The 22,742-nt window shown below is 56.9% G+C and carries 24 protein-coding genes; 14 read left to right on the forward strand and 10 right to left on the reverse strand.

From position 1 onward, the window contains the following. The first annotated feature begins 6 nt into the window (after nucleotides 1-6). Both ASAC_RS06405 and ASAC_RS06410 read left to right on the forward strand, forming a co-directional pair. Nucleotides 7-543, forward strand: coding sequence for a Zn-ribbon domain-containing OB-fold protein (locus ASAC_RS06405; RefSeq protein WP_013267180.1), 537 nt, complete (start codon nucleotides 7-9; stop codon nucleotides 541-543). A 5-nt stretch (nucleotides 544-548) separates the two neighbouring features. After that, the gene (locus tag ASAC_RS06410; RefSeq protein WP_148217193.1) at nucleotides 549-1,007 is read left to right on the forward strand and encodes a Zn-ribbon domain-containing OB-fold protein; all 459 of its coding nucleotides are present in this window, start codon (nucleotides 549-551) and stop codon (nucleotides 1,005-1,007) included. Here the strand turns inward: ASAC_RS06410 and ASAC_RS06415 are convergent. Next, the gene (locus ASAC_RS06415) at nucleotides 1,004-1,645 is read right to left on the reverse strand and encodes an undecaprenyl diphosphate synthase family protein (RefSeq protein WP_083774097.1); all 642 of its coding nucleotides are present in this window, start codon (nucleotides 1,643-1,645) and stop codon (nucleotides 1,004-1,006) included. The two genes, ASAC_RS06410 and ASAC_RS06415, sit on opposite strands and share 4 nt — an antisense overlap. A 77-nt stretch (nucleotides 1,646-1,722) precedes the next feature. Between ASAC_RS06415 and ASAC_RS06420 the strand changes: the two genes are divergently transcribed. From ASAC_RS06420 to ASAC_RS06430, 3 genes are read left to right on the forward strand one after another with little or no spacing between them, the layout of a single operon-like run. Next, a complete protein-coding gene (locus ASAC_RS06420; RefSeq protein ID WP_013267183.1) occupies nucleotides 1,723-2,604 on the forward strand; it encodes a thiamine-phosphate kinase in 882 nt (293 codons plus the stop codon). Continuing rightward, complete coding sequence (locus ASAC_RS06425) at nucleotides 2,595-3,482, forward strand: N-glycosylase/DNA lyase (protein WP_013267184.1); 888 nt, start codon at nucleotides 2,595-2,597, stop codon at nucleotides 3,480-3,482. Before ASAC_RS06420 ends, ASAC_RS06425 begins: the two co-directional genes overlap by 10 nt. 42 nt (nucleotides 3,483-3,524) lie before the next feature. After that, the gene (locus ASAC_RS06430) at nucleotides 3,525-3,926 is read left to right on the forward strand and encodes a 30S ribosomal protein S8e (protein WP_013267185.1); all 402 of its coding nucleotides are present in this window, start codon (nucleotides 3,525-3,527) and stop codon (nucleotides 3,924-3,926) included. A gap of 62 nt (nucleotides 3,927-3,988) precedes the next feature. Here the strand turns inward: ASAC_RS06430 and speE are convergent, their stop codons facing one another. Beyond that, complete coding sequence (gene speE / locus ASAC_RS06435) at nucleotides 3,989-4,906, reverse strand: polyamine aminopropyltransferase (protein ID WP_238523651.1); 918 nt, start codon at nucleotides 4,904-4,906, stop codon at nucleotides 3,989-3,991. 183 nt (nucleotides 4,907-5,089) lie between these two features. Here speE and cedA1 point away from each other — a divergent pair, with 183 nt between their 5' ends. Genes cedA1 through ASAC_RS06455 form a run of 4 tightly spaced genes read left to right on the forward strand, consistent with a single transcriptional unit; the run spans nucleotide 5,090 to nucleotide 8,953 of the window. Further along, nucleotides 5,090-5,338 carry a DNA import protein CedA1 gene (gene cedA1, locus ASAC_RS06440; protein ID WP_013267187.1) on the forward strand — a complete coding sequence of 83 codons (249 nt, stop codon included), beginning with the start codon at nucleotides 5,090-5,092 and terminating at the stop codon, nucleotides 5,336-5,338. Beyond that, complete coding sequence (locus ASAC_RS06445; RefSeq protein ID WP_013267188.1) at nucleotides 5,335-6,723, forward strand: hypothetical protein; 1,389 nt, start codon at nucleotides 5,335-5,337, stop codon at nucleotides 6,721-6,723. The genes cedA1 and ASAC_RS06445 overlap by 4 nt, the downstream gene beginning before the upstream one ends. A 3-nt stretch (nucleotides 6,724-6,726) precedes the next feature. Further along, the gene (locus ASAC_RS06450; protein WP_013267189.1) at nucleotides 6,727-8,274 is read left to right on the forward strand and encodes a helicase HerA domain-containing protein; all 1,548 of its coding nucleotides are present in this window, start codon (nucleotides 6,727-6,729) and stop codon (nucleotides 8,272-8,274) included. Further along, a complete protein-coding gene (locus ASAC_RS06455) occupies nucleotides 8,240-8,953 on the forward strand; it encodes a 50S ribosomal protein L2 (RefSeq protein ID WP_013267190.1) in 714 nt (237 codons plus the stop codon). Before ASAC_RS06450 ends, ASAC_RS06455 begins: the two co-directional genes overlap by 35 nt. 2 nt (nucleotides 8,954-8,955) lie before the next feature. Here the strand turns inward: ASAC_RS06455 and ASAC_RS06460 are convergent, their stop codons facing one another. Next, a complete protein-coding gene (locus ASAC_RS06460) occupies nucleotides 8,956-10,344 on the reverse strand; it encodes a bifunctional hydroxymethylpyrimidine kinase/phosphomethylpyrimidine kinase (protein ID WP_013267191.1) in 1,389 nt (462 codons plus the stop codon). 6 nt (nucleotides 10,345-10,350) lie between these two features. Then, complete coding sequence (locus tag ASAC_RS06465) at nucleotides 10,351-11,421, reverse strand: AIR synthase family protein (RefSeq protein ID WP_420805100.1); 1,071 nt, start codon at nucleotides 11,419-11,421, stop codon at nucleotides 10,351-10,353. Between the two features lie 74 nt (nucleotides 11,422-11,495). Between ASAC_RS06465 and ASAC_RS06470 the strand changes: the two genes are divergently transcribed. The 3 genes from ASAC_RS06470 (at nucleotide 11,496) to ASAC_RS06480 (ending at nucleotide 14,118) form a co-directional block, all read left to right on the forward strand. Beyond that, a complete protein-coding gene (locus ASAC_RS06470; RefSeq protein ID WP_048812872.1) occupies nucleotides 11,496-12,509 on the forward strand; it encodes a glycosyltransferase in 1,014 nt (337 codons plus the stop codon). 63 nt (nucleotides 12,510-12,572) lie between these two features. Then, entirely contained in the window at nucleotides 12,573-13,481 is a 909-nt protein-coding gene (locus tag ASAC_RS06475) for a fumarate hydratase (protein WP_013267194.1), read from the forward strand. Nucleotides 13,482-13,491: 10 nt separating this feature from the next. Continuing rightward, the gene (locus tag ASAC_RS06480) at nucleotides 13,492-14,118 is read left to right on the forward strand and encodes a FumA C-terminus/TtdB family hydratase beta subunit (protein WP_048813034.1); all 627 of its coding nucleotides are present in this window, start codon (nucleotides 13,492-13,494) and stop codon (nucleotides 14,116-14,118) included. Here ASAC_RS06480 and ASAC_RS06485 read toward each other — a convergent pair. The 4 genes from ASAC_RS06485 to ASAC_RS06500 are packed head-to-tail and all read right to left on the reverse strand — an operon-like array spanning nucleotide 14,084 to nucleotide 17,896. Then, nucleotides 14,084-15,229: a SufB/SufD family protein gene (locus ASAC_RS06485; RefSeq protein ID WP_148217194.1), complete on the reverse strand. Its 1,146-nt coding sequence runs from the start codon at nucleotides 15,227-15,229 to the stop codon at nucleotides 14,084-14,086. The two genes, ASAC_RS06480 and ASAC_RS06485, sit on opposite strands and share 35 nt — an antisense overlap. An 8-nt stretch (nucleotides 15,230-15,237) precedes the next feature. Next, nucleotides 15,238-16,632, reverse strand: coding sequence for a Fe-S cluster assembly protein SufB (gene sufB, locus ASAC_RS06490; RefSeq protein ID WP_048813035.1), 1,395 nt, complete (start codon nucleotides 16,630-16,632; stop codon nucleotides 15,238-15,240). Nucleotides 16,633-16,685: 53 nt separating this feature from the next. Next, a complete protein-coding gene (gene sufC / locus ASAC_RS06495; protein ID WP_013267198.1) occupies nucleotides 16,686-17,441 on the reverse strand; it encodes a Fe-S cluster assembly ATPase SufC in 756 nt (251 codons plus the stop codon). A 56-nt stretch (nucleotides 17,442-17,497) separates the two neighbouring features. Continuing rightward, complete coding sequence (locus tag ASAC_RS06500; RefSeq protein ID WP_013267199.1) at nucleotides 17,498-17,896, reverse strand: HEPN domain-containing protein; 399 nt, start codon at nucleotides 17,894-17,896, stop codon at nucleotides 17,498-17,500. Nucleotides 17,897-18,003: 107 nt separating this feature from the next. On the opposite strand from ASAC_RS06500, the gene ASAC_RS06505 reads away from it, so the two are divergent. Further along, a complete protein-coding gene (locus ASAC_RS06505) occupies nucleotides 18,004-19,629 on the forward strand; it encodes a B12-binding domain-containing radical SAM protein (RefSeq protein WP_048812874.1) in 1,626 nt (541 codons plus the stop codon). A 133-nt stretch (nucleotides 19,630-19,762) separates the two neighbouring features. Here ASAC_RS06505 and ASAC_RS06510 read toward each other — a convergent pair whose 3' ends face one another. Next, nucleotides 19,763-21,301 (reverse strand): APC family permease, encoded by a 1,539-nt coding sequence (locus ASAC_RS06510; protein WP_013267201.1) that lies wholly within the window; start codon nucleotides 21,299-21,301, stop codon nucleotides 19,763-19,765. A 223-nt stretch (nucleotides 21,302-21,524) separates the two neighbouring features. On the opposite strand from ASAC_RS06510, the gene ASAC_RS06515 reads away from it, so the two are divergent. Continuing rightward, a complete protein-coding gene (locus ASAC_RS06515; RefSeq protein ID WP_238523603.1) occupies nucleotides 21,525-22,097 on the forward strand; it encodes a class II aldolase/adducin family protein in 573 nt (190 codons plus the stop codon). A 72-nt stretch (nucleotides 22,098-22,169) separates the two neighbouring features. Here the strand turns inward: ASAC_RS06515 and ASAC_RS06520 are convergent, their stop codons facing one another. Continuing rightward, nucleotides 22,170-22,679, reverse strand: coding sequence for a hypothetical protein (locus ASAC_RS06520; protein ID WP_013267203.1), 510 nt, complete (start codon nucleotides 22,677-22,679; stop codon nucleotides 22,170-22,172). Nucleotides 22,680-22,742: the final 63 nt, after the last annotated feature.

Consider the following 22,742-nt stretch of genomic DNA (forward strand, 5'->3'; position numbering starts at 1 on the left):
GTGTGCATGAGCGCGAAGGAGGGTGCAAGGCTTCCGGGAACTAAGCTCAGCGCGAAGGAGATGTACTCGTTGTTAGGCCTCGTGGAGTCAAGTCCGCAGGCCAAGTATGAGTTCTCGGCAGGGCCCACCATCTCAAGGTTCCTGCAGGGGCTCAAGGAGGGTAAGATACTTGGACGCAGGTGCCCCAGGTGCGGCAGAATCTACGTGCCACCTAGGGACTACTGCGAATACTGCCACGTAGCTTTGACTGACTGGGTCGAGGTCCCCGACACCGGCACTGTGCAGACCGCAGTGGTGAGCTACATATCTGTAAGGAGGGAGAGACTTGAGAAGCCGGAGGTGGTTGGCGTCATAAAGCTTGACGTGCCAGGCTACAAGGAGGGCAGCTATGAGTTCGCAGGGCTCTTCCATAGGCTCTGCATAGACCCTGAGGAGGCAAAGAAGGACAGCACCATAGGCATGAAGGTCAAGGCCAGGTGGAAGCCCGCCGAGCAGAGGACAGGGTCTATTTTAGATATTGAGTGCTTTGAGCCCGTGAGGTGATGGACATGAGCTGGGACAAGCACGGTAGGATTCACGACCTGATATTCTGGCCTGAGCGCGAGGAAGTAGACAAATACGTCTATACTCCAGGCCTTCATGGACTCGAGCTGGCCAAGGCCCTGGTTGAGGGCAGGATACTTGGGATGAAGTGCAGCGACGGCTCGGTATACGTACCGCCTAAGACCTTCTGCCCAGACTTCGGCGAGGGCTCGCTGGTTGAGATCAAGGGACCATGGAGGCTTCAATACTACACCGTAGTTTATGAGGACCTCTACGGCAACAGGCTCGAGAAGCCCATAGTTGTCGGCGTCATAAAGCCCGACGACGCGGTAAACGGTATGGTACACATAGTAAATGTGGACCCAGGCAAGGTTTACGTTGGAATGGAACTAAAGCCCGTCTTTAAGCCCAAGGACCAGAGGAAGGGCACGATAGCAGACATACAGTACTTTGAGCCCGCTTAAGCCCCAAAGTTCCTTTTTTGCAGCTCAAACCACTCGAGGGCTTTCTTCAGCTCCTCCCTTGTGAACTCAGGCCACAGGGTCTCCGTGAAGTACAGCTCTGCGTAGCTGGTCTGCAGCGGGAAGAAGCCGCTGAGCCTCCTCATGCCGCCGGTCCTTATCACCAGATCTATGGGCGGCACCCCAGCGGCCAGCGAGGGCGAGGCCGTTCCAGTTGCAATGACATTCCTCTCCCACTCGCCGCTGTAGCAGACTCCCAGGTGGAGGGAGCCACCATCATAGCTGGCCGTGTGCTCCTCGAGCGCTGCCCCCTCCCTCCTAGCGGCCTCGGACACAAGGGAGAGGTCGCCGACAAGCCTCACACTTATCCTCTCCCCGTTAATTATTGGGTCAGACCTCAGATCCCTCAGCCCGTTGACCAGCAGGTCCTCAAGGACGGCCTTCTCTATAGGCGACCTCCTAGTGCAGTTCTCATAGCTCAGCACGTACACAACGGCCCTCCTGACGCCCTCCTCTATAACCCACCTCAGGGCCTCCCTCAGCCTCTCATAGCCCTGCCTGTAGGCCTGAAAGTAGCTGATGTGGTGCTTCTTAGCGAACCTCCTGTTGCCGTCAGGTATAATGCCGATGGTGCTAGGTATCGTTGGGACGCACCATGCAGGTTAGAGGTGTCAAAGTTAATAAGAATTAGTTTCCTTAACCCCTGGGACGCGACTAGTTGCAGGGCGAGGAGAGTATTTTAAGAAGGCTGGCGGAGCTCGCTGGAAACGCCGACATTTTCAACGTAGATGCCGCAGGGCCGCAGGGTCTTCTTATTAATATAGATGGCTACGCGGCCTCCATGAGCAGGCTTCCGTTCATGAGCTGGAGCGACTGGGGCTACAAGTCGACGGTGGCCTCAGCCAGCGATATCATAGCGTCAGGGGGCAAGCCCATAGCGATAGCTTACAGCGTGGGCGCCACGTCTGTTGACGTTCTTGAGGAGGTAGCCAAGGGCGTTGGCGAGGCCTCCCGCGACGTGGGAGCTAAGGTCTACAAGGCGGATTCCAATAGGTCCGCAGCAGATGCGTGGATCGACGTGGCCGTCGTGGGTACCACTAGCAGGCCTGTGACAAGGAGCGGGGCAATGCCAGGCGACATTGTGGTGCAGGTTGGCTACCTTGGGTATGGGGCGCTGGCTTACAAGATTATGAAGTCTGAGGTCTCGCTCAGGGACGTTGAGGAGGACGTCATAAGGAAGATAGTAAGGCCTCGCCCTCACGTTGACGCGGCTGAGGCCATCTCAAGGTATGCCCATGCCTCATCTGACAACAGCGATGGGTGGCTCGTGACGCTTAACAACATAGCTAGCTCCAGCGGCGTGCTAATATCATTAGAGGAGGTGGTCATGGATCCCCAGCTCGAAGGGCTGCTTACGGCAGAGGAAAGCATCACGAGCTGGGAAGACTATAATCTAGCTGTGGCAGTGCCGGCCAGCTCCCTTGACGAGTTTCTGAAGCTCTGCGGTTCACAATGCTTTGCAGTTGGGAAAGTCAGGGAGGGGCGTGGAGTGGAGTTTAAGGGAAAGCCCCTGGAGCCGCGGGGTTGGTCATGGTGGTAGCCAGGGTTGACAGCGAAAGGGTCAGGGCTGTAGCCTCAGCAATATCAAGAGCAGGGGTAAACGGCATCCTAAGGCTCGAGGAAGTTCTGGACCCTCAATATGACGACATGCAGAGGCTTGCGGAGAGCGTGGGAAGGGGGCCAGCCACCGTCTACGCCCTTCTGGTGGCCCTGTCAAGCTACAGGTTAACTATGAGAGGTGAGGAGTGGTGGCGGTGCGTCTCAGACATGTTAGGCGGTAGGGGGACTCCCAAAACTGTTGACGAGGCTGTCGATAACGTTATATGGTTCCTGAGCAACTGTCCTGGCTCCCTGATTGGCAGGGATGTCAAGATAAGGAGGGTTAGAAAGGTAGGAACTTACATGAGGGGCGTCCTTGAGGGGCTCATGTCGCGGCCGGAGCTCGTCATTGAGAAGCCGCAGGACATCCTAAGCTCTGTGGCGGCCTCGCTGGGCTCCAAGGAGGAGAGGAAAACGGTGGCGTTCTCAGTTAAGATGGCCTACTACGCTGCGAGGGCCAGAGGCGTCATGAGACCGTTAGCCTTTGACCTTCCAATGCCCATAGACGTCAGGGTAGCATGCGTCACTATGACAAGCGGGCTTGTCAGGGGCCCCAGGGACTACCACGAGCTTGTTAGGTCGCCTGCAGAGGCCCAGAGGGCCTGGAGGGACGTTTCGCTGATGAGTGGGGTGCCGACGCCTCACCTGGACTCGCTGCTGTGGGTGGTGGGCTGGGCTCCGAGGGACCTTGATCAGGCAGCCGCCAGGGAGGAGATAAGGAGGACGCTCTCAAAAGTAATCCCAGAGGCGGCAGAGGCCATAGCAAGGGAGCTCACGTATATTCCTTGCCCCTCTGGCGGGGGGCCGCGTCGCCATTAACGCTTTTATGTGTAAGCCTAATGCTAACCCCTGGTGCAGGCAATGGGCGTGTACCAGTACAGGGACCTTAAGAAGCCCAGCGGCGGCCTCAGGTCACTGCCTCACAAGAGGAAGAGGAGGTACGCGATGGGCGACTACTTTGTGCCGACGGTGCTGGGCGACTCACGCGACGTCAGGGTCAAGAGGGTGATGGGGGGCAACTATAAGCTGTCGCTTAGGACTGTGACTGAGGCGATAGTTAATGACCCCAAGACCGGCAAGAGCGTTAAGGCCAAGATACTTGCCGTCGTGTCAACGCCCGCCAACAGGGAGTACGCGCGGAGGAACATAATAACTAAGGGCACTATAATCAGGACATCCGCTGGCTTAGCCAGGGTCACCTCAAGGCCAGGCCAGGATGGTATTGTTAACGCAATCCTAGTTGAGGGGCAGCAGGCTAGTTAAGTTGCCGAAAACCTTGTTATATAAGGACCGAATTACTAGGGGAGCGGTAAAAGGAAAAATGATTAGGCCGGCAGGTAAACAGGATGGCTGAGCGTCGAGACCTCATTCCATGAGGCCAGGAAGTCCCTTATGTTCTTAGGTACGTTAAACATTGACCGATGACTCTCGGAGTCATAGAACCTGTTGCCCTTGACCCCCATGGAGCTGAGCCGGGAGTCTATGTCGTTCGTGGAGCGCAGGGACTCCACCTCTATGTTGTCAGAACCCATAACAAAGCCCCAGAGGCCCTCGAAGCTCCTTATGTAGACGTAGTAAGAGGTTGCGTGCTTAAAGGCGGCTCTGACGGTGTTGTAAATGGTTGCATGCACAGAAGGCGTAAGCACAGGGCTTGTGGCCTGAGTTACGAAGACTCCTCCCTTGTTAAGCTTTGACTTAAGCAGCTCATAGAACTCCTTAGTGTAAAGCCTCCATGCCGGGCCCCCCTCCTCTGGATCAACCAGGTCAGCTATTATTACGTCGAACTTCTCGCCGGTAGTAGTGACGTAGTGCTCGGCATCATCTATAACCAGTTTTAACCTTGGATCGTCGAAGGCCCCCCTGTGCCACTCTGGCAGAAGCTCCTTGCAGGCATTAACCACCTCCTCATCTATGTCAACCATTATCACTTTGTTTACCGAGGGAAACTTAAGGACCTCGCGCGCTGTGGCGCCCTCGCCGCCCCCAAGTATGAGGACGCTCCTGGGGGACCCGTGGGCTATCATGGCAGGCTGAACAAGGGATTCATGATAAACAAACTCATCTATAATGGCCGACTGGGTCTTACCGTCGATAACGAGCGCCTTTCCTAGGTCCTCAAACTCAACTACAAGGTAGGTCTGATACTTGCTTTTACCAAAGGCGTAGACCCTCTTCACTGCGTGTGCGTGAAATGTGCCGGGAGTGCTCCATTCATGAATCCAGTGCCACTCAGGGTAGTTCACAGACAAGACTCCCGCCGCACTTGGGGGTTCATAAGTGAATTTTAAAGTCTTTAACCTTCCCCTGAAGCCTTGTTGACGCTCAAGGGAGGCCTTTCCAAAGGTCCTTAAGGTCCTTCACTTTCGCTCGCTCCGCCCACCCCTCCCTGCAATTTTTTGGCTATGCTGTAGGCTGGGTACCAGGCAATGGCTGATGTGGTAAGTTTCATACAGCAGCTCACCCAGGAGGTCACGCTGGCAGCCTGGGCCCTCTTCCTCTTGACGTGGACTATAGGGTGGACTTTGAGGGGGGCCCCAATACCGCTCTCAAGGCTGAAGAGGGCCGGCTCAGGGCTAGTTGAGGACTCCATATGGGCCGCCCTCTGGCTGGCCCTTGGAAGTACTGTGTTCACGTTCATAACCTATATCGTAAAGGCGGTGGTAGGCTCACCATGATCTCCTATGGCTACCTTTTTCAGCTCGCAGTTAAGCTTGCCCTGCTCTCCTTCTACATTGGGGTCCTGATCTACGCCCTGCCAATACCGGTCAGGGGGGTGAAGAGGTGGGGAGGCACCCTAGTGAGGGACTCCATGTTCTCCTTCATACTGGCCATATCGCTTACTGCAATCATGGAGTTCGCCCAGGGCCTGGCTGGCATGCTAGGCGGCTCGTGGCCCTACTTTGACTCCTGGCTGACTAATGGAATAGAGCTGCTCCTGAGCGTTAAGGTGGCGCTCCTGGCCCTCTCCTCGCTGGCCTCCTACGTGCCGGGAGGCTCCGCGGCCAGGGCCCTCGTGTCCCCCTTCAATGACGCGCTGACCGCCGACCTGCTCTTAATGGTGACGCTCGCGGCCATAGAGGCCATAGTTAGGTACGCTGGAACTCTAATTGCACTGTTGGGCCTCGTGCTCTTCGCGCTCCCATTCAGGCTGGGCCGCGAGGCCGGGGCATGGTTCATAGCGTTTGTCGTTACGTTTAGCGTGGGCCTGCAGGTGATGCCGGCGTTTGAGTCGGCCATAGCGTCCTCCCCCTCAATAGGCGTCTCGCCAGGCGCGGCTGCCCTAGGGTTAACGTATGAAAAGGTGGCCATCTACACCGCCAGCGGTCAGCCCCTAGGTGACTCCGTGCTTGAGCTCTATGCTAACGTCAGCGGGAGCGCGACCAAGGTGGCCCAGTACTGGGTCGAGGGCGACGGCTACGCGTATGACCCCCAGTCCCCTCAGCCCCAGATGGTCTCAATGCCAAGCTCCCAGCCCGTCTACGCTTACGACGTAATAGACGGCGTGGGCTCCCTGCTCGAGCCCTACCCGTTTAACCCGTCTAACTACAGCTTCTCACAGCAGGTGACCCTGAGGTCCCCTTACATTATCTATACAGCTGGCGATGACGTAGTAATCTTCACTAATCAGCCGGGCCAGGTTAATTTGACGCCGTCAGCCAATGGCGTTAAGGTTGTGGCAAACCTTGGCTATGGGGGGCTGCTGGAGGTTAGGGCCCCACAGGGCTGCGAGGTCAACGTATCATCTGACATAAGGCCGGGGCACTCGACCTGGACGTGGCTTGGAGTAAGCGGGAACTCGTGGTACTTTGAGGGACCCCTGAACCTCTCGGCTACGGTCAGCTTCGGCAGGTGCCAGGCCGCCAACGTGACTGAGTTCGTCACGATAGACTACGCCACCAAGTTCTTTGGCATTAACTACTTGTCCGTTAACGTCGTTGAGGAGTTCATAGTTTACTACATGGTGGTGCCCTTTATGTACATGGCGACGCTCACTACAATAGCGTATGCGCTTGCAAGGCTGCTGGGAGGCAGGAGAGGAATAATGCCCAGGGTGCTCTGAGCCTTGAATCCATCATACGCCTTTGACATATTCCTTGCTGGCGTCGCCGTTGTCACAGTGTCGCTTATGATAAGGAACATGCGGACCTCGAGGGAGCTCAGGCTGTCGCTTGGGATAAAACACGAGGGCGGCGAGAGGCCATCCGTGTACATTGACGGCAGGAAGCTGGTCGGCATAGCCTATGTGGCTGACGGAGTTCCCAGGGAGGGCGGCGACCTCCCGCTTAGGCTTGCCAAGCTAGCCAGGTCCTCAAGGCTCTCGGTAACGTTCCTGAGCAGCATGTACTCGGTCAGCAAGAGCTCGCTGCTCAAGGAGCTTGAGGAGGAGATACGTAAGGCTGACTTCGCCTACAGCGCCACCAGGCACGTGAAGTACAGGGAGAGGCTGAGCTTCCTCGAGGGCCTGTACAAGGAGGTGCTGCACTCCCAGGTGCCTTACGTGGGGGGCTTCTCATTCATAGTCTGGGTCCCTGAGGGCGATAGGGAGGCCGAGCTAAATGCTGAAGCCTTTAAGGAGCTTGTTGAGGCCGAGGCCCAAGTGAAGCTTAGGAAGGTCTTAGCCTCAGACATATCCACGCTGTTGGGCTCGGCCGAGCCCACGTGGCTGAGCGAGAGCAGCAACAACATGGTCATAGTCGACAGGGAGGACATAAACGACGAGGACGGGGTTGTAATAGGCGAGGACATAAATGAGCCGGGCAACTTGGTCGTGCTGAGGTGGCCCTACGCCTTTAGGGTACACCTGGGGGTCTTTGGGCCCACCGGCAGGGGCAAGACAGTGATGCTCTCCGGCCTGGCCTCACAGCTCACGTCAATGCACCAGACCTTCGGTGACCCAAGGGCCGTAGTTGTTATAGACCCCAAGGGGGACCTGGCCTCCATGCTTAGGGGGGTTGCGGACTCCTACGTTACTCCGGGCGAGGACGACTGCGTTCCTATGAGGAGGCTTGACGGCATAGCTGCAAAGCTCCTTGAGAGCAGCCGCGAGACCGGCGAGGGGGCTAACGTTAAGGTCTGCGTTGGAAGACTGGACCCGGAGGGCCTCGTGGTTTACGACCTGACGAGGCTGCCGAACGAGGTTAGGAACGTCTACGGCTCGCTGCTCGTGAGCTCTATGGCGCTGAGCGCCAGCGAGGGGGACCTTAAGGGCAGGGTCGTGATGATCCTAGACGAGGCCTGGCGCTTTGCCAGGGGCTCCGCAGTTCACATGGAGTTCGCCCTGAGGGAGGGCAGGAGCAAGGGCCTCTATGTGGTCTACGCGACTCAGCTGCCCTCGGACGTGGGCCGTCCGATAGTTGACAACACGGGTTACAAGCTCGTCTTTGGCGGCTTCACCAACTACTACGCGGAGCTGGGGGCGCAGCTCGGCATTGATAAGCCTGAGGAGCTCAAGTCCCTGCCGGTGGGCCATGCTGTCATGATAGACGAGGTGGGCAGGACCAGGCAGGTGAGGGTGCTGGACTTTACGAAACTGCTTAAAAACCTACCCACTTCACCTACAGAGGAGGGCGTAAGGGATGGGAAAGAGCTTAAGGCAGCAGAGGGCAGGTAAGGGATCGCTGACATTTAAGAACCCGGACCACATACATCCAGGTCCAGCGAGATACCCTCAGCTCTCTGACAAGACCCTTGAGGGCGTTGTTAAGGAGCTAGTGCACGACCCCGGCAGGTACGTGCCCCTTGCAAGGGTAGTGCTAACCAACGGCGAGGAATTCCTGATGCCGGCAGCGGAGGGCATGTTCGTTGGTCAGAAGATAAAGATAGGTCCTGATGCAGAGCCAACTTTTGGCAACGTGCTTCCCCTCTCTAAGATACCTGAGGGCACCCTGGTCTACAACCTAGAGCTCAGGCCTGGCGATGGCGGGAAGCTGGCCAGGCAGGCGGGAAGTTACGCCATAGTGCTGAGCAAGTCCGGCGACACCGTGAAGGTGCTGCTGCCGAGCAAGAGGGAGAAGGAGATCTCGGGCAACTGCAGGGCCACCATAGGGGTTCCGGCTGGGGCCGGCAGGATAGAGAAGCCGCTGCTTAAGGCCGGCAACAGCTACTACAAGTACAGGGTCAAGGGAACCAAGTGGCCTACCGTAAGAGGCGTTGCCATGAACGCCGCCAACCACCCGTTCGGAGGCGGCTTCCACCAGCACGAGGGCAGGCCAACGACGACCTCAAGAAATGCCCCGCCGGGCAGAAAGGTGGGCCACATAGCTGCAAGGAGGACTGGAAGAAGGCGTTAGCCTTACTTCTCCTGTTTCATCAGCTCCCTGATCTTCCTTCCAATCTCGATCATCCTGCTGGCGACCTCCATGGCGTTACGTCCAAAGACGAAGGATCCGGGCTCTTTGCCAAAGTCGCCCGTGTCATAAATTACGTCGACGGGTCCATTGGCCTTCTCGAGAGCCCTCCTAATGCCCCACGGTATGGAGCCGCCCTCCATTTCCTTGACGTTCTCAGGCTCCTCAGACCTGTCATAGTAGGACCACCTGAGACCCAGGGACTCCACAGCCTTTCTTATGTAGTCGTTTAGGGCTATGTTTGCGGCCGCCCTGTATTCCGGGTACTTGCTCATATAGGCTAAGATGGCCCTGGCCACGTGGCTTGAGGCCCCTGGCGTGGGGTCGCCGTGAACCATGATTCTATCGCCATACCTGGTTATCCTGCCTGGGACCGCTATCACGTCATCGACGCCCCTGGCGTAGGGATACTCCACGGCTTCCCCCACGTTAATTGATATTTCTGGGACGAGGACTGAGACATAGTACTCCTGCTGCTTAAGCATGTCTATAGCTGCCCTGAGGTCCTGTATAGCGTTGTACTTCATCGCTGGCACGTAGCTCCAGGCGGAGGGGTTCACGGGCCCGTGGCCCTTGCCAAGCCTGAGCGAGTACCTTATGGACTCAGTTATCACGTCCTTGGCAGCCCTCACGGCGTCGGGCAGCTGGAACCCTTTGGCCAGGAATGCGGTTATGGCGGCCGAGAGCACGTCGCCCGTGCCGTGCGTGTCCTCAGTGTTTATCCTAGGGGCCCTGAACTCCCAGTAGCTCCCGTTGTAGTACAGCACGTCAACGGACTCGCTGCCCCCCAGGTGGCCACCCTTGACCAGGGCCGCCGCGGCCCCAGTGCTATCAACTATGGCCTTGGCGGCGCGGCGGGCGTCCTCCAGGCCCCTTATTGTCATGCCTGAGAGCCTCTCGGCCTCAGGCGAGTTCGGGGTCACTAACGTGGCCCTGGGTAAGAGCTCCTTAACTAGCACGTCTATGGCATCATCTCTGAGCAGCTGCGCGCCGCTCTTGGCCACCATGACTGGGTCCACGACCAGCGGAAAGTCATACTTCTTAAGCTCAGTGGCGACGGCGTGAACTATGTCCCTGTTGCTGAGCATGCCGGTCTTGGCGGCGTCTATTCCCATGTCCTCGTAGACCGTCTCTATCTGCCTGGCCACGGCCTCTGGGCTCATGTCGTATATTCCCGTCACTGAATACGTGTTCTGGGCCGTGACGCTGGTCACGGCCACAGTCCCGTGAACTCCGAGCGCCGCGAAAGTCTTGAGGTCAGCGTTGGCCCCAGCGCCGCCACCGCTGTCTATGCCAGCTATTGTCATAGCCACCGGTATGCCCCACCTGCTCACCCTGCCTCACCTCCGCATCTGGAGGACCTTGAAGAAGAGCTCCCAGAAGGGGTCCCTCTCGGGCTGGGAGATCGGCCTCTCACTGCCGTCGTCTACTAGGTAAACTCCCTTGCCCTCTACTACCTCGCCTATGACGGCCGCGTCGATTCCCTTGGACCTCAGGAGCCCCACCGCCCTGTCGGCCACCTCGGGCCTAACGGTGGCTATCAGCGTGCCCTCGCTTATTGACGCATATGGGTCAACGGGCACCGACGTGTATTCCGAGAAGGCGTCGATCACCTTCTTAACGTCATCCCTTATGAACAGCTTCTCCCTGTGAACCCTTATCGAGACCCCGCTGGCCTCTGCTATGTCATTAAGGGCCCCCCAGACTCCGTACTCAGTAGCGTCATGCATGGCCGTGACGCCAGTCCTCAGGCCAAGCTGTGAGAGCGTGAGCGCGTCCTCAACTACAGACTGAAGCCAGAATATGCCCTGCGCCTTTCTTGCGAACTCATCGCCATACTTCCTGCTCAGGACGTCAGGGAACATGGATGCAAGTATCCCAGCGGTCTCAACGGCGGCGCCCTTAGTCATTATTACGACGTCCCCAGGCCTCGCCATGCCTGGCGTCACGTAGTGATCCTTGGGCGTCACCGCGACCATGGTGGCGCCGCCTATCATTGGGTAGTCAATGCCGCCGTAGCGGCCGGTGTGACCGGCAACTATTGATATTCCCAGCCTGCTGCACTCCCTGTGTATGTAACCCCAGAGGGTCGCCAGCTCCTCGTCCTTCATGTTGAGGGGGAGGTTGAGGTCTATGAAGAGGTACCTCGGCGGCACCCCGGAGACGGCCACGTCGCTGGCGAGTATGTGCACAGCGAACCAGGCGCTCTTCTCCCAGCCGTACTCAGGCACCACATAAACCGGGTCAACCTCAAATATTAGGTCATAGTCCCCAACCCTCACAACCCCGAAGTCGACCCCGAACTGGGGCCCAACTATGACGGAGGGGTCCTTTGCGCCCAGCTGAGGGTAAATGACCTTCTCAAATAGCCCCCTGTTAACTTTACCTATGACTATGCTCAAGCCAGGCACCTCGTTACTATTCATAGTGGTAACATAGAGCAACACGTTAAAATACGCTTTAGTACATGCTCCAGGTGCAGGCCTTGAAGCTTAAGGTGCTTTATGTGAGCTCAAGCGTCGGCCTAGGCCACGTGACCAGGGACTACAGGCTCTCAAGGCTGCTGGGCTGGGCTGACGTAACGTGGCTCACAGCCGGTAGGGCTGCAAGGTATCTCGAGGCCAGGGCCGAGAGGCTCCACGAGCTCTCCCGGGAGCTGAGGAGCCTTGGGGACTCCATAATGAACGTGATAAAGGACTGCAGGGTGACGTTTTCACCGATTGGCCTGGCCAGGCTTTACCTTGATTTGAGGCGCAACTCTCGAGCCATAGCCGAGCGCCTGGACCTGGAAGACTTCGACATGGTGATAGGCGACGAGCCGTGGGAGCTCATGATGAGCGGCCTCAGTCTGCCCCAGAAGTCGGTGCTCATAACCGACATAACGTCCTTGGGCAGCTCAGCCAACTACGTGTCCAGGAGGGTCAACTCATGGGTCCTGAAGAGCTTTCACAGGTTTACCCTTCGATTTAACGTGGGCCTCTGGGGCGACGGCGAAGGCTTTCTGAGGTACGGCCAGATCCCAACGCATGAAAGTTACCCTGAGCCGGAGGAGGGCGACTACGTGGTGATCAACATAGGTGGAACAGACGCCGGCCTCAGGCTGGCCAGACAGCTGGAGGAGCATCTAACTAAAGTCGGCATGGACGTGGTGACCCTGGGCGGGGAGAACTTTGTTTCTGACCCAACAAAAGTCGTGGCCAAAGCTAAGGCGCTGGTAGCGTTGGCCGGCTATGGGAGCCTTGTAGAGGCCTCAATCATGAGAAAGAGGGCGGTCATATTAAAAATCGATAAGCATTTCGAGCATAATGAGAACGCAAGGCTGTTTGAGGGCAGGAAAGGCTACAGGGTGCTTAGCTGCAGCGAGGCGACGCCAGAGAGGGTTTACAATGCTCTGCTCCAGGTGCTCAGGGAGGACCCGCAGCCCCCTCTGCTAAGGGATGCCTCTTATGATATAGCGTCAGAGATCGAGAGGCTGGCGAGTCAGGATAGTCTAACTTAGTATTGGGGATTTTATAGTAAAGGAATATTTAGCTTGACGTGATAGCTGAGCCTGGTGTGAGGCTTGGGCATAACTGAGCAGGACCTAGTGGGCGCCTTCTATGAAATGATAAGGACCGCGGCCACGAGTATACCTGAGGACGTCTACAGGGCACTGAAGGAGGGATATGAGAGGGAGACGAACCCACTGGCTAAGAAGCAGCTCGAGGCCATACTGAAGGATATAGACATAGCGTGCACAAGGAAGGTGCCCATATGTCAGGACACGGGAACCCCCTACTTCTTCTTTGAGATGGGCGAGAACTTCCCCCTCAGGCTGGGCGCGGTTAACGCTGCGCGCGAGGCCGTCAGGAAAGCCACGAAGGACGGCTACCTGAGGCCCAACGCCGTGGACCCGTTCTACAAGAAGAACAGCGGTGACAACACCGGCAGGTACATACCGTGGATCCACGTAGACATTGTGGAGGGCAGTGACCTGAAGGTATGGTTCATGACTAAGGGCGGCGGGAGCGAGTTCCCGGCAACGCTAATAATGAGCGAGCCCATACTTGGCTTCGAGAAGCTCAAGAGCGGAGTAATAGACACCATAGTGAAGTACGGCCCCCTGCCGTGCCCTCCTGTGATAGTAGGCGTCTCTGTGGCAGCAGGGGCTGACATAGCGCTAACGCTTGCCAAGAAGTCCCTGCTGAGGCCCGTGGGCGAGCGCAACCCTGACCCCAACATAGCCAAGCTGGAGGTGGAGCTGCTTAACGCGATAAACAAGCTCGGGCTGGGACCTCACGGCTTCGGCGGCGGCCTTACAGCCCTGGACGTTAAGATAGACTACTCATACAGGCACCCGGCGACCTTTGCCATAGGTATAGTGACAAGCTGCTGGGCCACCAGGAGGGCCTCTGCTGTGGTGCACTCCGACGGCAGCTGGGAGATGACTAGCAAGCACATAAGGTACACGGGGAGCGGCTGCATGATATGAGGTGATGAGAATGAGCTCCGCCAGGGAGTTCCACCTGAGGACCCCCCTCAGGGACGAGGACGTGGATAAGCTCAGGATAGGCGACGTCGTCTACCTCACGGGCACGGTGGTCACGGCAAGGGACGAGGCGCACGAGCTGGCCCTTGAGGTGCTCCGCGGGGGAGGGTCGCTGCCCGTGGACCTCAGGGGACTGGCGCTTTACCACTGCGGGCCGGTGGCGGTCAAGGACGTCAGCGGCAGCTGGAAGATCATAGCTGCCGGCCCCACGACAAGCATGAGGATGGAGCCCGTGGAGCCGGAGTTCATAGAGAGGACCGGGGTAAAGATGATAATTGGCAAGGGAGGCATGGGCAGGGGCACGGCTGAGGCCATGAAGAAGCACAAGGCGGTCTATGCGGTCTTCACTGGGGGCGCCGGGGCGCTGGCCGCCGAGGCGATAAAGAGGGTGCCAGCCGTTTACTGGCTTGACAAGCTGGGCATGGCAGAGGCCATGTGGGTCTTCGAGGTCGAGGAGTTCGGCCCGCTAACGGTTGCCATAGACTCCACGGGCGCTAACCTTTACGAGCAGAGGCTGGCAGAGGTGGCTGAAAAGGCGAAGGAGGTCAAGAGGGAGCTCGGGCTTCCTGCTGAGGAGTGACCTTCGCTGCTATGGCCTCGACGGCTTTCTTTATCAGCCTTACCCCTAGGTCCTCCGCCTGGAACGTCAGCTCGGCTGGCAGGCCGTCTAGGGTAGACTGCAGCTTGCCCCTGAGCAGCAGCTCGAAGGCCTCCTGCCCGTTAAGGCCCCTGGACTCAAGGTAGAAGAGCTGGTCCAGGGGCACCCTGTACTGGGCGGCGCGGTGGGAGGCGGCCCTTATGTCCCCCGTGTCTATCCTCATCATAGGCATAGTGTAGGCCCTGGACTCCTCGCTCAGGAGCAGGGCCTCAACTACGAAGCTTGACGACGAGCCGTAGGACTGCGGGTTCATGATTACCGTGCCCCTCACGGACACCAGCGACCTGCCGGACGAGAAGCCAAAGCCTGTTACATCGGCGGTGCTGTCGTGGCCCGTCTGAACGGTATCTATCACATCATCAACTGTCTGGCCCTCTGACGAGGCCACGAAGGACCTGTGCACGAGCTGTGAGCCGGAGCTCAGGAGGCTCTGCTCGTCAACCCTCGTCATAACGCTGCCGCCCGAGACCACAGTCGACCTAACCTTGGCTCCAACTCCCAGGGCCCTCCTCAATATGAATGCCATGGGCTTCTCGGCCTGCGGCTCCGCCACTATCACAAGGTTAAGGTTGGAGTTCCTCTTGGCCCTGACCTCTATTCCCGTGGTCCCAGGCGAGGCCCTCGGCGCGTAGACTAAGATGTTCGCGCTTACCCCCTCATTGACGTTTATGAGAAGGTGATAGGAGTACCAGCCGTCGCCCTCGGGCCTGCAGAGGGCTATTCTGTAAGTGCCGCTCGTGGGCTCAAGCTTGTGCGCACCGGCAAGCCTAGCTACGTGCTCCGCGTAGAGTTTAAATGCCGAGAGGTCAAGCACGCTCTCATCAATGTCATAGTTGTAGCTGGCGCCGCAGGGCCCTAGCACCATGTCCCAGCTTCCCTTGGGCTGCGAGAAGCTCACGGGGCCGCTCAAGTTCAACGCCTCCTCGAAGAGCCTCCAGTTAGTGTAGTTCTTAGTTGTGGGCGAGTCCGCGACCGCCTGCCACAAGGCTGTGGAGGCTATTCTCCTCGCCCTCTCAACCAGGAGCGAGGTCATAGTAGTGTTCACCCAACGCTCCCGAGCTGGCTGAACTCGAGCTCGATGACCTTTGTTAGTATGCTCACCGTCTCAAGCGGCAGCCCCCTCAGCACGTCCCTTATGAAGCCGTTGACTATCATTGCCTTGGCCTCCCCCTCAGTTATGCCCCTTGAGGCCAGGTAGAACAGCTGCTCCTCGCCGAGCCTTCCAACGGTGGCCTCGTGGGTCACCTCCGCTGTTGGCTCGTCAACCTCGTTCCTCGGCAGCGTGTAGGCCCTGCTCTCCCTGTCCATTATTAGGCTGTCGCACTGCACGTGGGCGACGCTGTTCCTGGCGCCCTTAAGTACCTTGACGAGGCCCCTGTAGGCCGCTATGCCGCCCCCAGAGCTTATGCTCTTCGATATTATCAGGCTCCTGGTCTCAGGCGCCACGTGTATGGCCTTGGAGCCGACGTCCTTTATCTTGGATGGACCGTTGGCTATGCCTATGGATATGTTCTTGGTAGAGGCGCCCCTCCCCTTAAGTATGGTGCTTGGGTACGTGAACGTTATTTTGCTCCCTATGCTGCCCTCAACCCACTCGACGTTGGCGTAGTCCTCGGCTATGGCCCTCTTGTTATTGAAGTTGATTATGCTGCCGCTCCAGTTCTGTATTGTAGTGAAGTGGACCTCGGACCTCTTCCTGGCGTAGATCTCCACCATACCGTCGTGGAAGCTGAACTTCGGCAGTATTGGGGCCGCGCATCCCTCTATGAAGTGTATGAAGCTGCCCTCGTCAGCCACCAGGAGCGTGTGCTCGAACTGACCCTCGAGCTCGCTGCCTATCAGGAAGAACGCCTCGACCGGGTTGAGCACCTTGACTCCCTTGGGGACGTAGACGAACGCGCCGCCGCTCCAGAGGGCGTAGTGAAGTGCGGCGAACTTGTGATCGTTGTACGGGAATACCCTGCCGAAGTACTCCTTGACCAGGTCGGGGTACTTCTTCACCGCCTCGTCCATAGACATGAATATCACGTTCTTCTTCTTCAGCTCCTCCTTGACTCTGGTTATCATGTTCTCGCTGTCGAAGACCGCCGTGAGGCCCGAGAGCACCTTGGCCTCGGCCTCTGGGAGGCCGAGCTTCCTGTAGGCATCCTTCATCCAGTCAGGCAGGTCCTCCCACTCACTGGAGCTCTCAGCCTTTGGCTTCACGTAGGCGGCTATCTCATCAAGGTCTATGCTCTCAACGCCCTCAAGCCAGTTGGGCATGGGTAGCCTCTCGAACGCTTCAATCGCCCTGAGCCTGAGGAGCCTCATCCACTCGGGCTCCCCCTTGGACCTTGAGATCTCCTCGACGAGGTCCCTTGAAATTTTACCCTTGACCTCCACCTCCTTGGGGTATGGCATTGACCTGCCAAGCAGCGACCCAACGTCGAAGTGCATTACTTCCTTGAGTTCCCTTTCCCTCACAAGCTTAACGGGCTCAGTCAAGGCTCTCACCTCGCCATCTGAAGGGTCTCATAACCCTTGGTGAGGACCTCCTCAACTAGCTCAGGTCCCCCGGAGTCCACTATTCTTCCGTTGATAAGCACGTAGGCCCTTGAGGGCCTCACGAACTTGGTTATCTCGGCGTGGTGAGTTATTATTAACACCCCTATGCCCTGGGATGCCATGGAGGCTATGGTGTTCCCTATGACCCTTATGCCATCAACGTCAAGGCCGCTGTCGGGCTCGTCAAGGATAACGTACTTGGGCCTCATGGCGAGCACCTGAAGGATCTCGGACCTCTTCTTCTCGCCTCCGCTGAAGCCCACGTTGACCTCCCTGTCTAGCAGGTCCTTCGACATGCCAAGCTCTGACGAGCGCTGCCTGACCCACGAGACGAACTGCGGGTCGACGTAGCTTAGGTCAAAGCCTTTAACCCTCTTGGCGTTTATTACGTTAAGTAAGTAGCTCAGCTTTACGCCTGGGACCTCAACCGGACTTTGGAAGGCCAGGGTTAGGCCCCTGAGGGCGCGATCGTATGTGGGCTCGTTAGTTATGTCAACACCGTCCATTAATATCCTGCCGCTGACAACCTTATACCTTGGATGCCCCATGAGGGCGTATGCAAGCGAGGTCTTACCGCTGCCGTTAGGACCCATCAGGACTACGGCTTCCCCTCTCTCAACCCTAAGCGAGACCCCCTTCAGTATCTCCTTGTTGTCCACGCTGACTCGCAGGTCCTGAACCTCTATAGCCAACTCGCTCACTCAGACCTTTAACGCGCGTTAAAGTTAATAAGCGGTGGTCTGTGCCTTGAAAGGCCTTATCTTGTAGGTCTGGAGGGCACGCCCAGGGCCCTCCTGACGTACTCAATTATAACCCTCGCGCACTCCAGCGCCTTCACGGCGTCCTCCTCGGTGGCCTCGCTGGCCTCATAGCCGCCTGGGAGCTCGTCGCTGCAGGCGTCGTCGCAGGCGTCGCTTGTAATTATGCTAAGGGAGTCCAAGACGCCAAGGCACGCAGGGAGCTGAGGGTCCCTCGGGGCACCCCTCTTAACGGCCTCAGCGTAGGCCTCCCTCAGGCTGTGAGACGACCTGGCCCCAAGCATGGCCAGCGATGACAGGGCCGCCTGCCTGGACTCGTAGCACGAGATTCCATAGAGGCCAGCCTTCAGGTGCTTCTCAGCCGACCTCAGCAGCTCCTCGCCGTACCTAAGCGACACGCCGCAGCCCTGAGGACTCGGGAAACCTAAGGCGTAAAGCCTTAATTAGGTTCCATAAATGTTAATTTAAGTTAGCACTTTTAAAGTAGCGGTATTCTACATATTACATGCGCACAGTGTGGGTGAAGGCTGTGAGCGAGGGCTTCAAGGTCGTGCTAACGGCTGAGGGAGCCACCGCCAGTGACACCTTAGGCGCCAGCGTGGCAGGCTTCATAAGCGCCCTCCCGGACAGCTACATCAAGCCCCTCATAGCAAGGACGTACTTCAGGGTGAAGTCAAGGAATGGCATAGCTGAGAGGGCCCCCTACGGCTTAGCTAAGGTCGAGGCCTCGCTCGTGGCTAAGGGCGTGGTTAGCAGGGACGAGGTTGTCATAGCCAGCCCCTATGAGCTTGACAAGGTCATAGGGTCCAACACTAGAGTGCTTGGGATATATGTCATGGACCCCCTCGGGCTCAGCTTTGGAAGCGGGATAGTTTACTGGATACTTAAGCTTGCCGGCCTGCCCTACAGGGGCATACCGTTCATCGCCAGGTCCTTCCTGGAGATATTTACAAACCCGGCAGTTAAGGCGCACAGGAACCACATGAAGATAGTTGTCGGAGGGCCGGCCACGTGGCAGCTGACAGACACCGGTTATCATAGGAAGCTTGGAGTGGATGTTGTATATGAGGGGGAGTTCGAGAGCCTCGGCCCCTCGGTGTTCTCCAGGCTTCTAAGGGGGGAGCCCCTGCCCCCGGTGGTCTCAGCCCCTCCAGCTAAGCTTGAGGACATCCCGACGATATTGACGCCTGCGAACGGGGGACTGGTGGAGGTCTCAAGGGGCTGCGGCAGGGGCTGCTCCTTCTGCACCCCGACGCTCAGCGGCGCCATAAAGTCGCTCCCATTTGAGGGCCACATAGATCAGGAGATAAGGGTCAACATAGAGAGGGGTGGGATGAAGGACATAAACCTTCACAGCGAGGAGTTCTTTAGGTACGGAGCCAAGGGCATAGAGCCCAACCCTGAGAAGGTCATCGAGCTCACCAGGAAGGCCTACAGGCTTGTCAAGTCGTATGGCGACGAGTATACTATATCCACGGACTTTACAACGGCCGCCGCGGTGGCCTACAGGCCTAAGATGGTTGAGGAGGCCGCGCAGTACATAAACGAGGGTGACAGGAGGACATTCATAGAGATGGGCATAGAGACGGGCTCCCCGAGGCTGCTGAGGAAGCTCATGCCCGGTAAGGCCCTTCCCTACACGCCGGAGCAGTACCCTGAGGTGGTGGAGCAGGCCATAGGCATACTCAACGATAACAGATGGGTAGTGGTTGGCACAATGATAGTTAACCTCCCCGGGGAGACCGAGGACGACGTAATTTATGACTTAGAGCTCCTGGATAGAATTAAGAAGCTGAGGGTGATAACGTTCCCGCTGCCATTCATACCCATGGGGGCCCTGAGGCACACATACTTCACCATCTTAAACAAGATGCTGCTGGACCCGGTCAGAGGGCAGTTCATACTTGAGGCTCTTTCAAAGGCCTTCAGCGAGGCCGCAGCTGACATGGATATGGCCGTGGAAAAGATGGAGAACCCCTTTGCTAAGGTAATAATAGGGAGGCTTGGCAAGACGTTGGCTTCCATGCTGGTTAAGCGTTATGAGGAGGCAATGAGCGAGCTCGCCTCGAGGAGGTTGAAGGTACCAGAGGTGAGCGAGAGCTACACGACGTTAAGGACTACCGCCTATTGAAGTATATGTTTACATGTTTTGGAGGCGAGTCGCTATATAAAGAAAAGAAAAGGGTTTTAATATTTTAATCAACAATTTAGAATATTAAGAAAAGGAAGGGAAAGCTATGGGGTGCCAAGTGGCAGGAATCGTTTTACGACGAGCTTGCGCTGAGGACCCCCCATGGAAGAAACGCCACGACTGAGACTACAGCCACTATGATGCTTGCTGGTATGAAGCCTATGATCGAGAGGGCGCCATCGCTGCCTATGTAGGACATGAGTACTATGAAGCCCAGGTATACAAGGTACCATAAGGAGCTGAGAAGGCTTCCTTTGACCCTAAATACGGCGCCAAAGATCAGGGCGCCGGCAAGCCCTATGGCCACTGCGTAGGGCACCGCGGGCCAGCCGCTCCAGAATGATATGAGAGAGGCGCTGGCAAAGGCCAGGGCCGCCCATATCCATGAGCCTGGCAACCTGTACTCCTTAGGTATCAGGTTCTTCCTGTGGCCAGCGAGCATTGCCACGGGGAGAGTTGCAAACGCCAGGTAGCCGCCCACCACGGCGTCCTGGAGCATAGCATATATTGTGGGCACTGGGGCCGTCAGGAAGGTCAGAACGGCTGCAATTATAGCAAACACTATGAGGGCCCAGTAGGGGATCGCGTAGGACTCGCTTATTTCCTTAAGCTTCTCCGGCATGTAGCCCGACCTTGCCATAGAGAACAGCACCCTGACCCCGCTGCCCAGGTATATGTAGCCTGTGACGAATGGGCCTAGTATAGCGACGACTAGCGTCAGGTAGAGCGCAAGCGAGGACCTGGCGGCGTTTGCTAAGTCTACGAAGGGATTCCCTGGCAGGTAGCCCACTGCCGTCCAGTTACCGGGCGTTATGCTAAGCGAGCTCCACTTTAACCCGCCAATGAAGACCACGCTGAACAGTATATAGAAGAGCGTCTGGCCCAGCACCGTTAGCAGTATGGCCTTTCCTAAGAACGACTTATCCTTTACCTCCTCGGCGAAGTCGGGTATAACCCTTATGCCGCCATATGCGAACATGGCAAAGGGTATCGCCAGGAAGACGCCGCTGAACCCAAAGGGCATGAAACCTCCTTTGACTGCTGAGAAGTTCCTGAAGTCGAAGAACGCAAAGGCCAGGGCCAGCGCTGCGGCAACGTAAACGAGCAGCTTTATAATGCCGACCGAGGCCGTGGCCTTACCAAAGGCCTTCACGCCGAAGTAATTGAATGGCACGAAGAGCAACAGGAGCAGGGTTCCCACCACTGCGCCTTGTAGGGTCGGAATAGTGGTGTGTGGGACTATTAGTGACGGAAATATGAACGAGAGGCCCTCGACAGTGGCCAGGGCCTCTATCGGAGGTATGAAGAGGTACCAGACCAGGTTCATAAACGATGATATCAGGTTTAGGATGTTACCATGGGTATACAGGGGGTACCTGGCAGGCCCTCCGGCCTCGGGCCAGGTAAGGGCAAGTTCTATAATAGGTATTGATATGAATGTGTAGAATATGGCGCCGAGAACCCATGCCATTACTAAGCTCGGCCCTGCCTCAACGGCCATCTGCGCGGGCGCGAAGAGGACGCCGGTTCCCACGGCGCCCACTATCCCGGCTATCAGTATCTCAAGGAAGGAAAGCTCCTTCCTCAGGGACCTGCTCGGTGTGCGCGCCACCTAAAACGCCGACCTCACGGCGACAGTCATGCCTTAAAGGTATTAATGTATGTACACAGTTATTGTATAGATCTTTATGTAGAGCATGCATGGCTATACCTACCCTTGATGCGGCGAACAGCAAGCTGCGCTTAGAAACAATCATTAATGAAGTCCATCAGTTCGCCCTAACGGTTTTAACTCAGTTGTAATAGTCCTGGTAGATGGGTTACGTAGGTTGAGGTTGAATGAGGAAGTAATGGAAGTCGTTGCAGATGTTATGAGGCTCCTTTACCAGAGGGGGCTAGTACAAGTGAAGGGGGGTAACGTCAGTGTCATAGACAGGTCGTCAGGACTTGTTTACATAACTCCGACGGGAGTTCCAAGGCATCAGCTTAAGGCCGACGACATAGCAGTTATGACTCTTGACGGTAACGTGATAGTTGGAACCCCGAGCAGCGAGTTCAGGATGCACCTAGGCATCTACAGTTCAATACCTTCAGCCGTGAGCGTTGTCCACGCTCACCCACCTAAGGTGATAGCGCTCTACGAGCTCGGGTCTAAGCTCGATCTTTCCATAACTACAGAGGCCAAGGCAAGAGTTAATTGCGTCAGCGAGGTACCTTATGTAAAGCCTGGCACCCCAGAGCTCGCGGCTGCGGTAAGCGACGCGCTTAAGCAGTGCCAGGCGGCCGCGCTCAGAGGCCACGGCATAGTGGCCTACTCCTCTCGCGACGTCTATGAGGCCCTTGATATTGTTGAAGCCCTGAGTGACCTGGCCGAGGTTCAACTGTACATTAACTTAATGAGAAGGTGAACTTCAATACGTAAAGAAAAGGGGCTCCTGAGTTACGAGGGTCTCAGTGCATAATAAAGGAACCCTATGGGGTTAACCTCCCGGCGTTCCATGATATGTAGCATCACGCCACACGGCGTCCCATATTTCCTGCTCGCTGAGAGTTATGTTCTTTATTATTGCGTTGTAGATCTGCGTCAGGAGGGCGTGATGGAAGCTCTCGTCCCTCAGCAGCATATCTATGAGGAACGTGAGCGCGGGGTCGGACTTTATCATATTATCATTTTTGAGCTTTTCAAGTTCGTCTATGCTCTCCTTCTCCATCTTTATGTGCGACTCTATGTCGTTAAGCACGGCCGAGGACTCCGCCTGGTCTATGAGTCCCGCGCCCTGAATTATGGATGCCATAGTTTCATAAATCTTAGAGTGCTTTATTGAATCCTGGGACACGGCGTCCATTATGAGCTTTACCACCGGGTTCTGGGACCTCTCGGAGGTCGCCCTCAGCTTTTCCGCATACTCAAGCTCACGTTTAGACTCATTCTTAAAGTACTCGGCCAGCCTTCTCCTGGCCTCAAAGTCCTGCAGCGCCAACTCGCTCACTAAGTAGAAAGCTGTTCTAGTCGCGTATAAAGTTTCATTACGTGAACATATAATATTTAGCCT

This window comes from Acidilobus saccharovorans 345-15 (assembly GCF_000144915.1).
Taxonomy (GTDB): Archaea; Thermoproteota; Thermoprotei_A; order Sulfolobales; family Acidilobaceae; genus Acidilobus; species Acidilobus saccharovorans.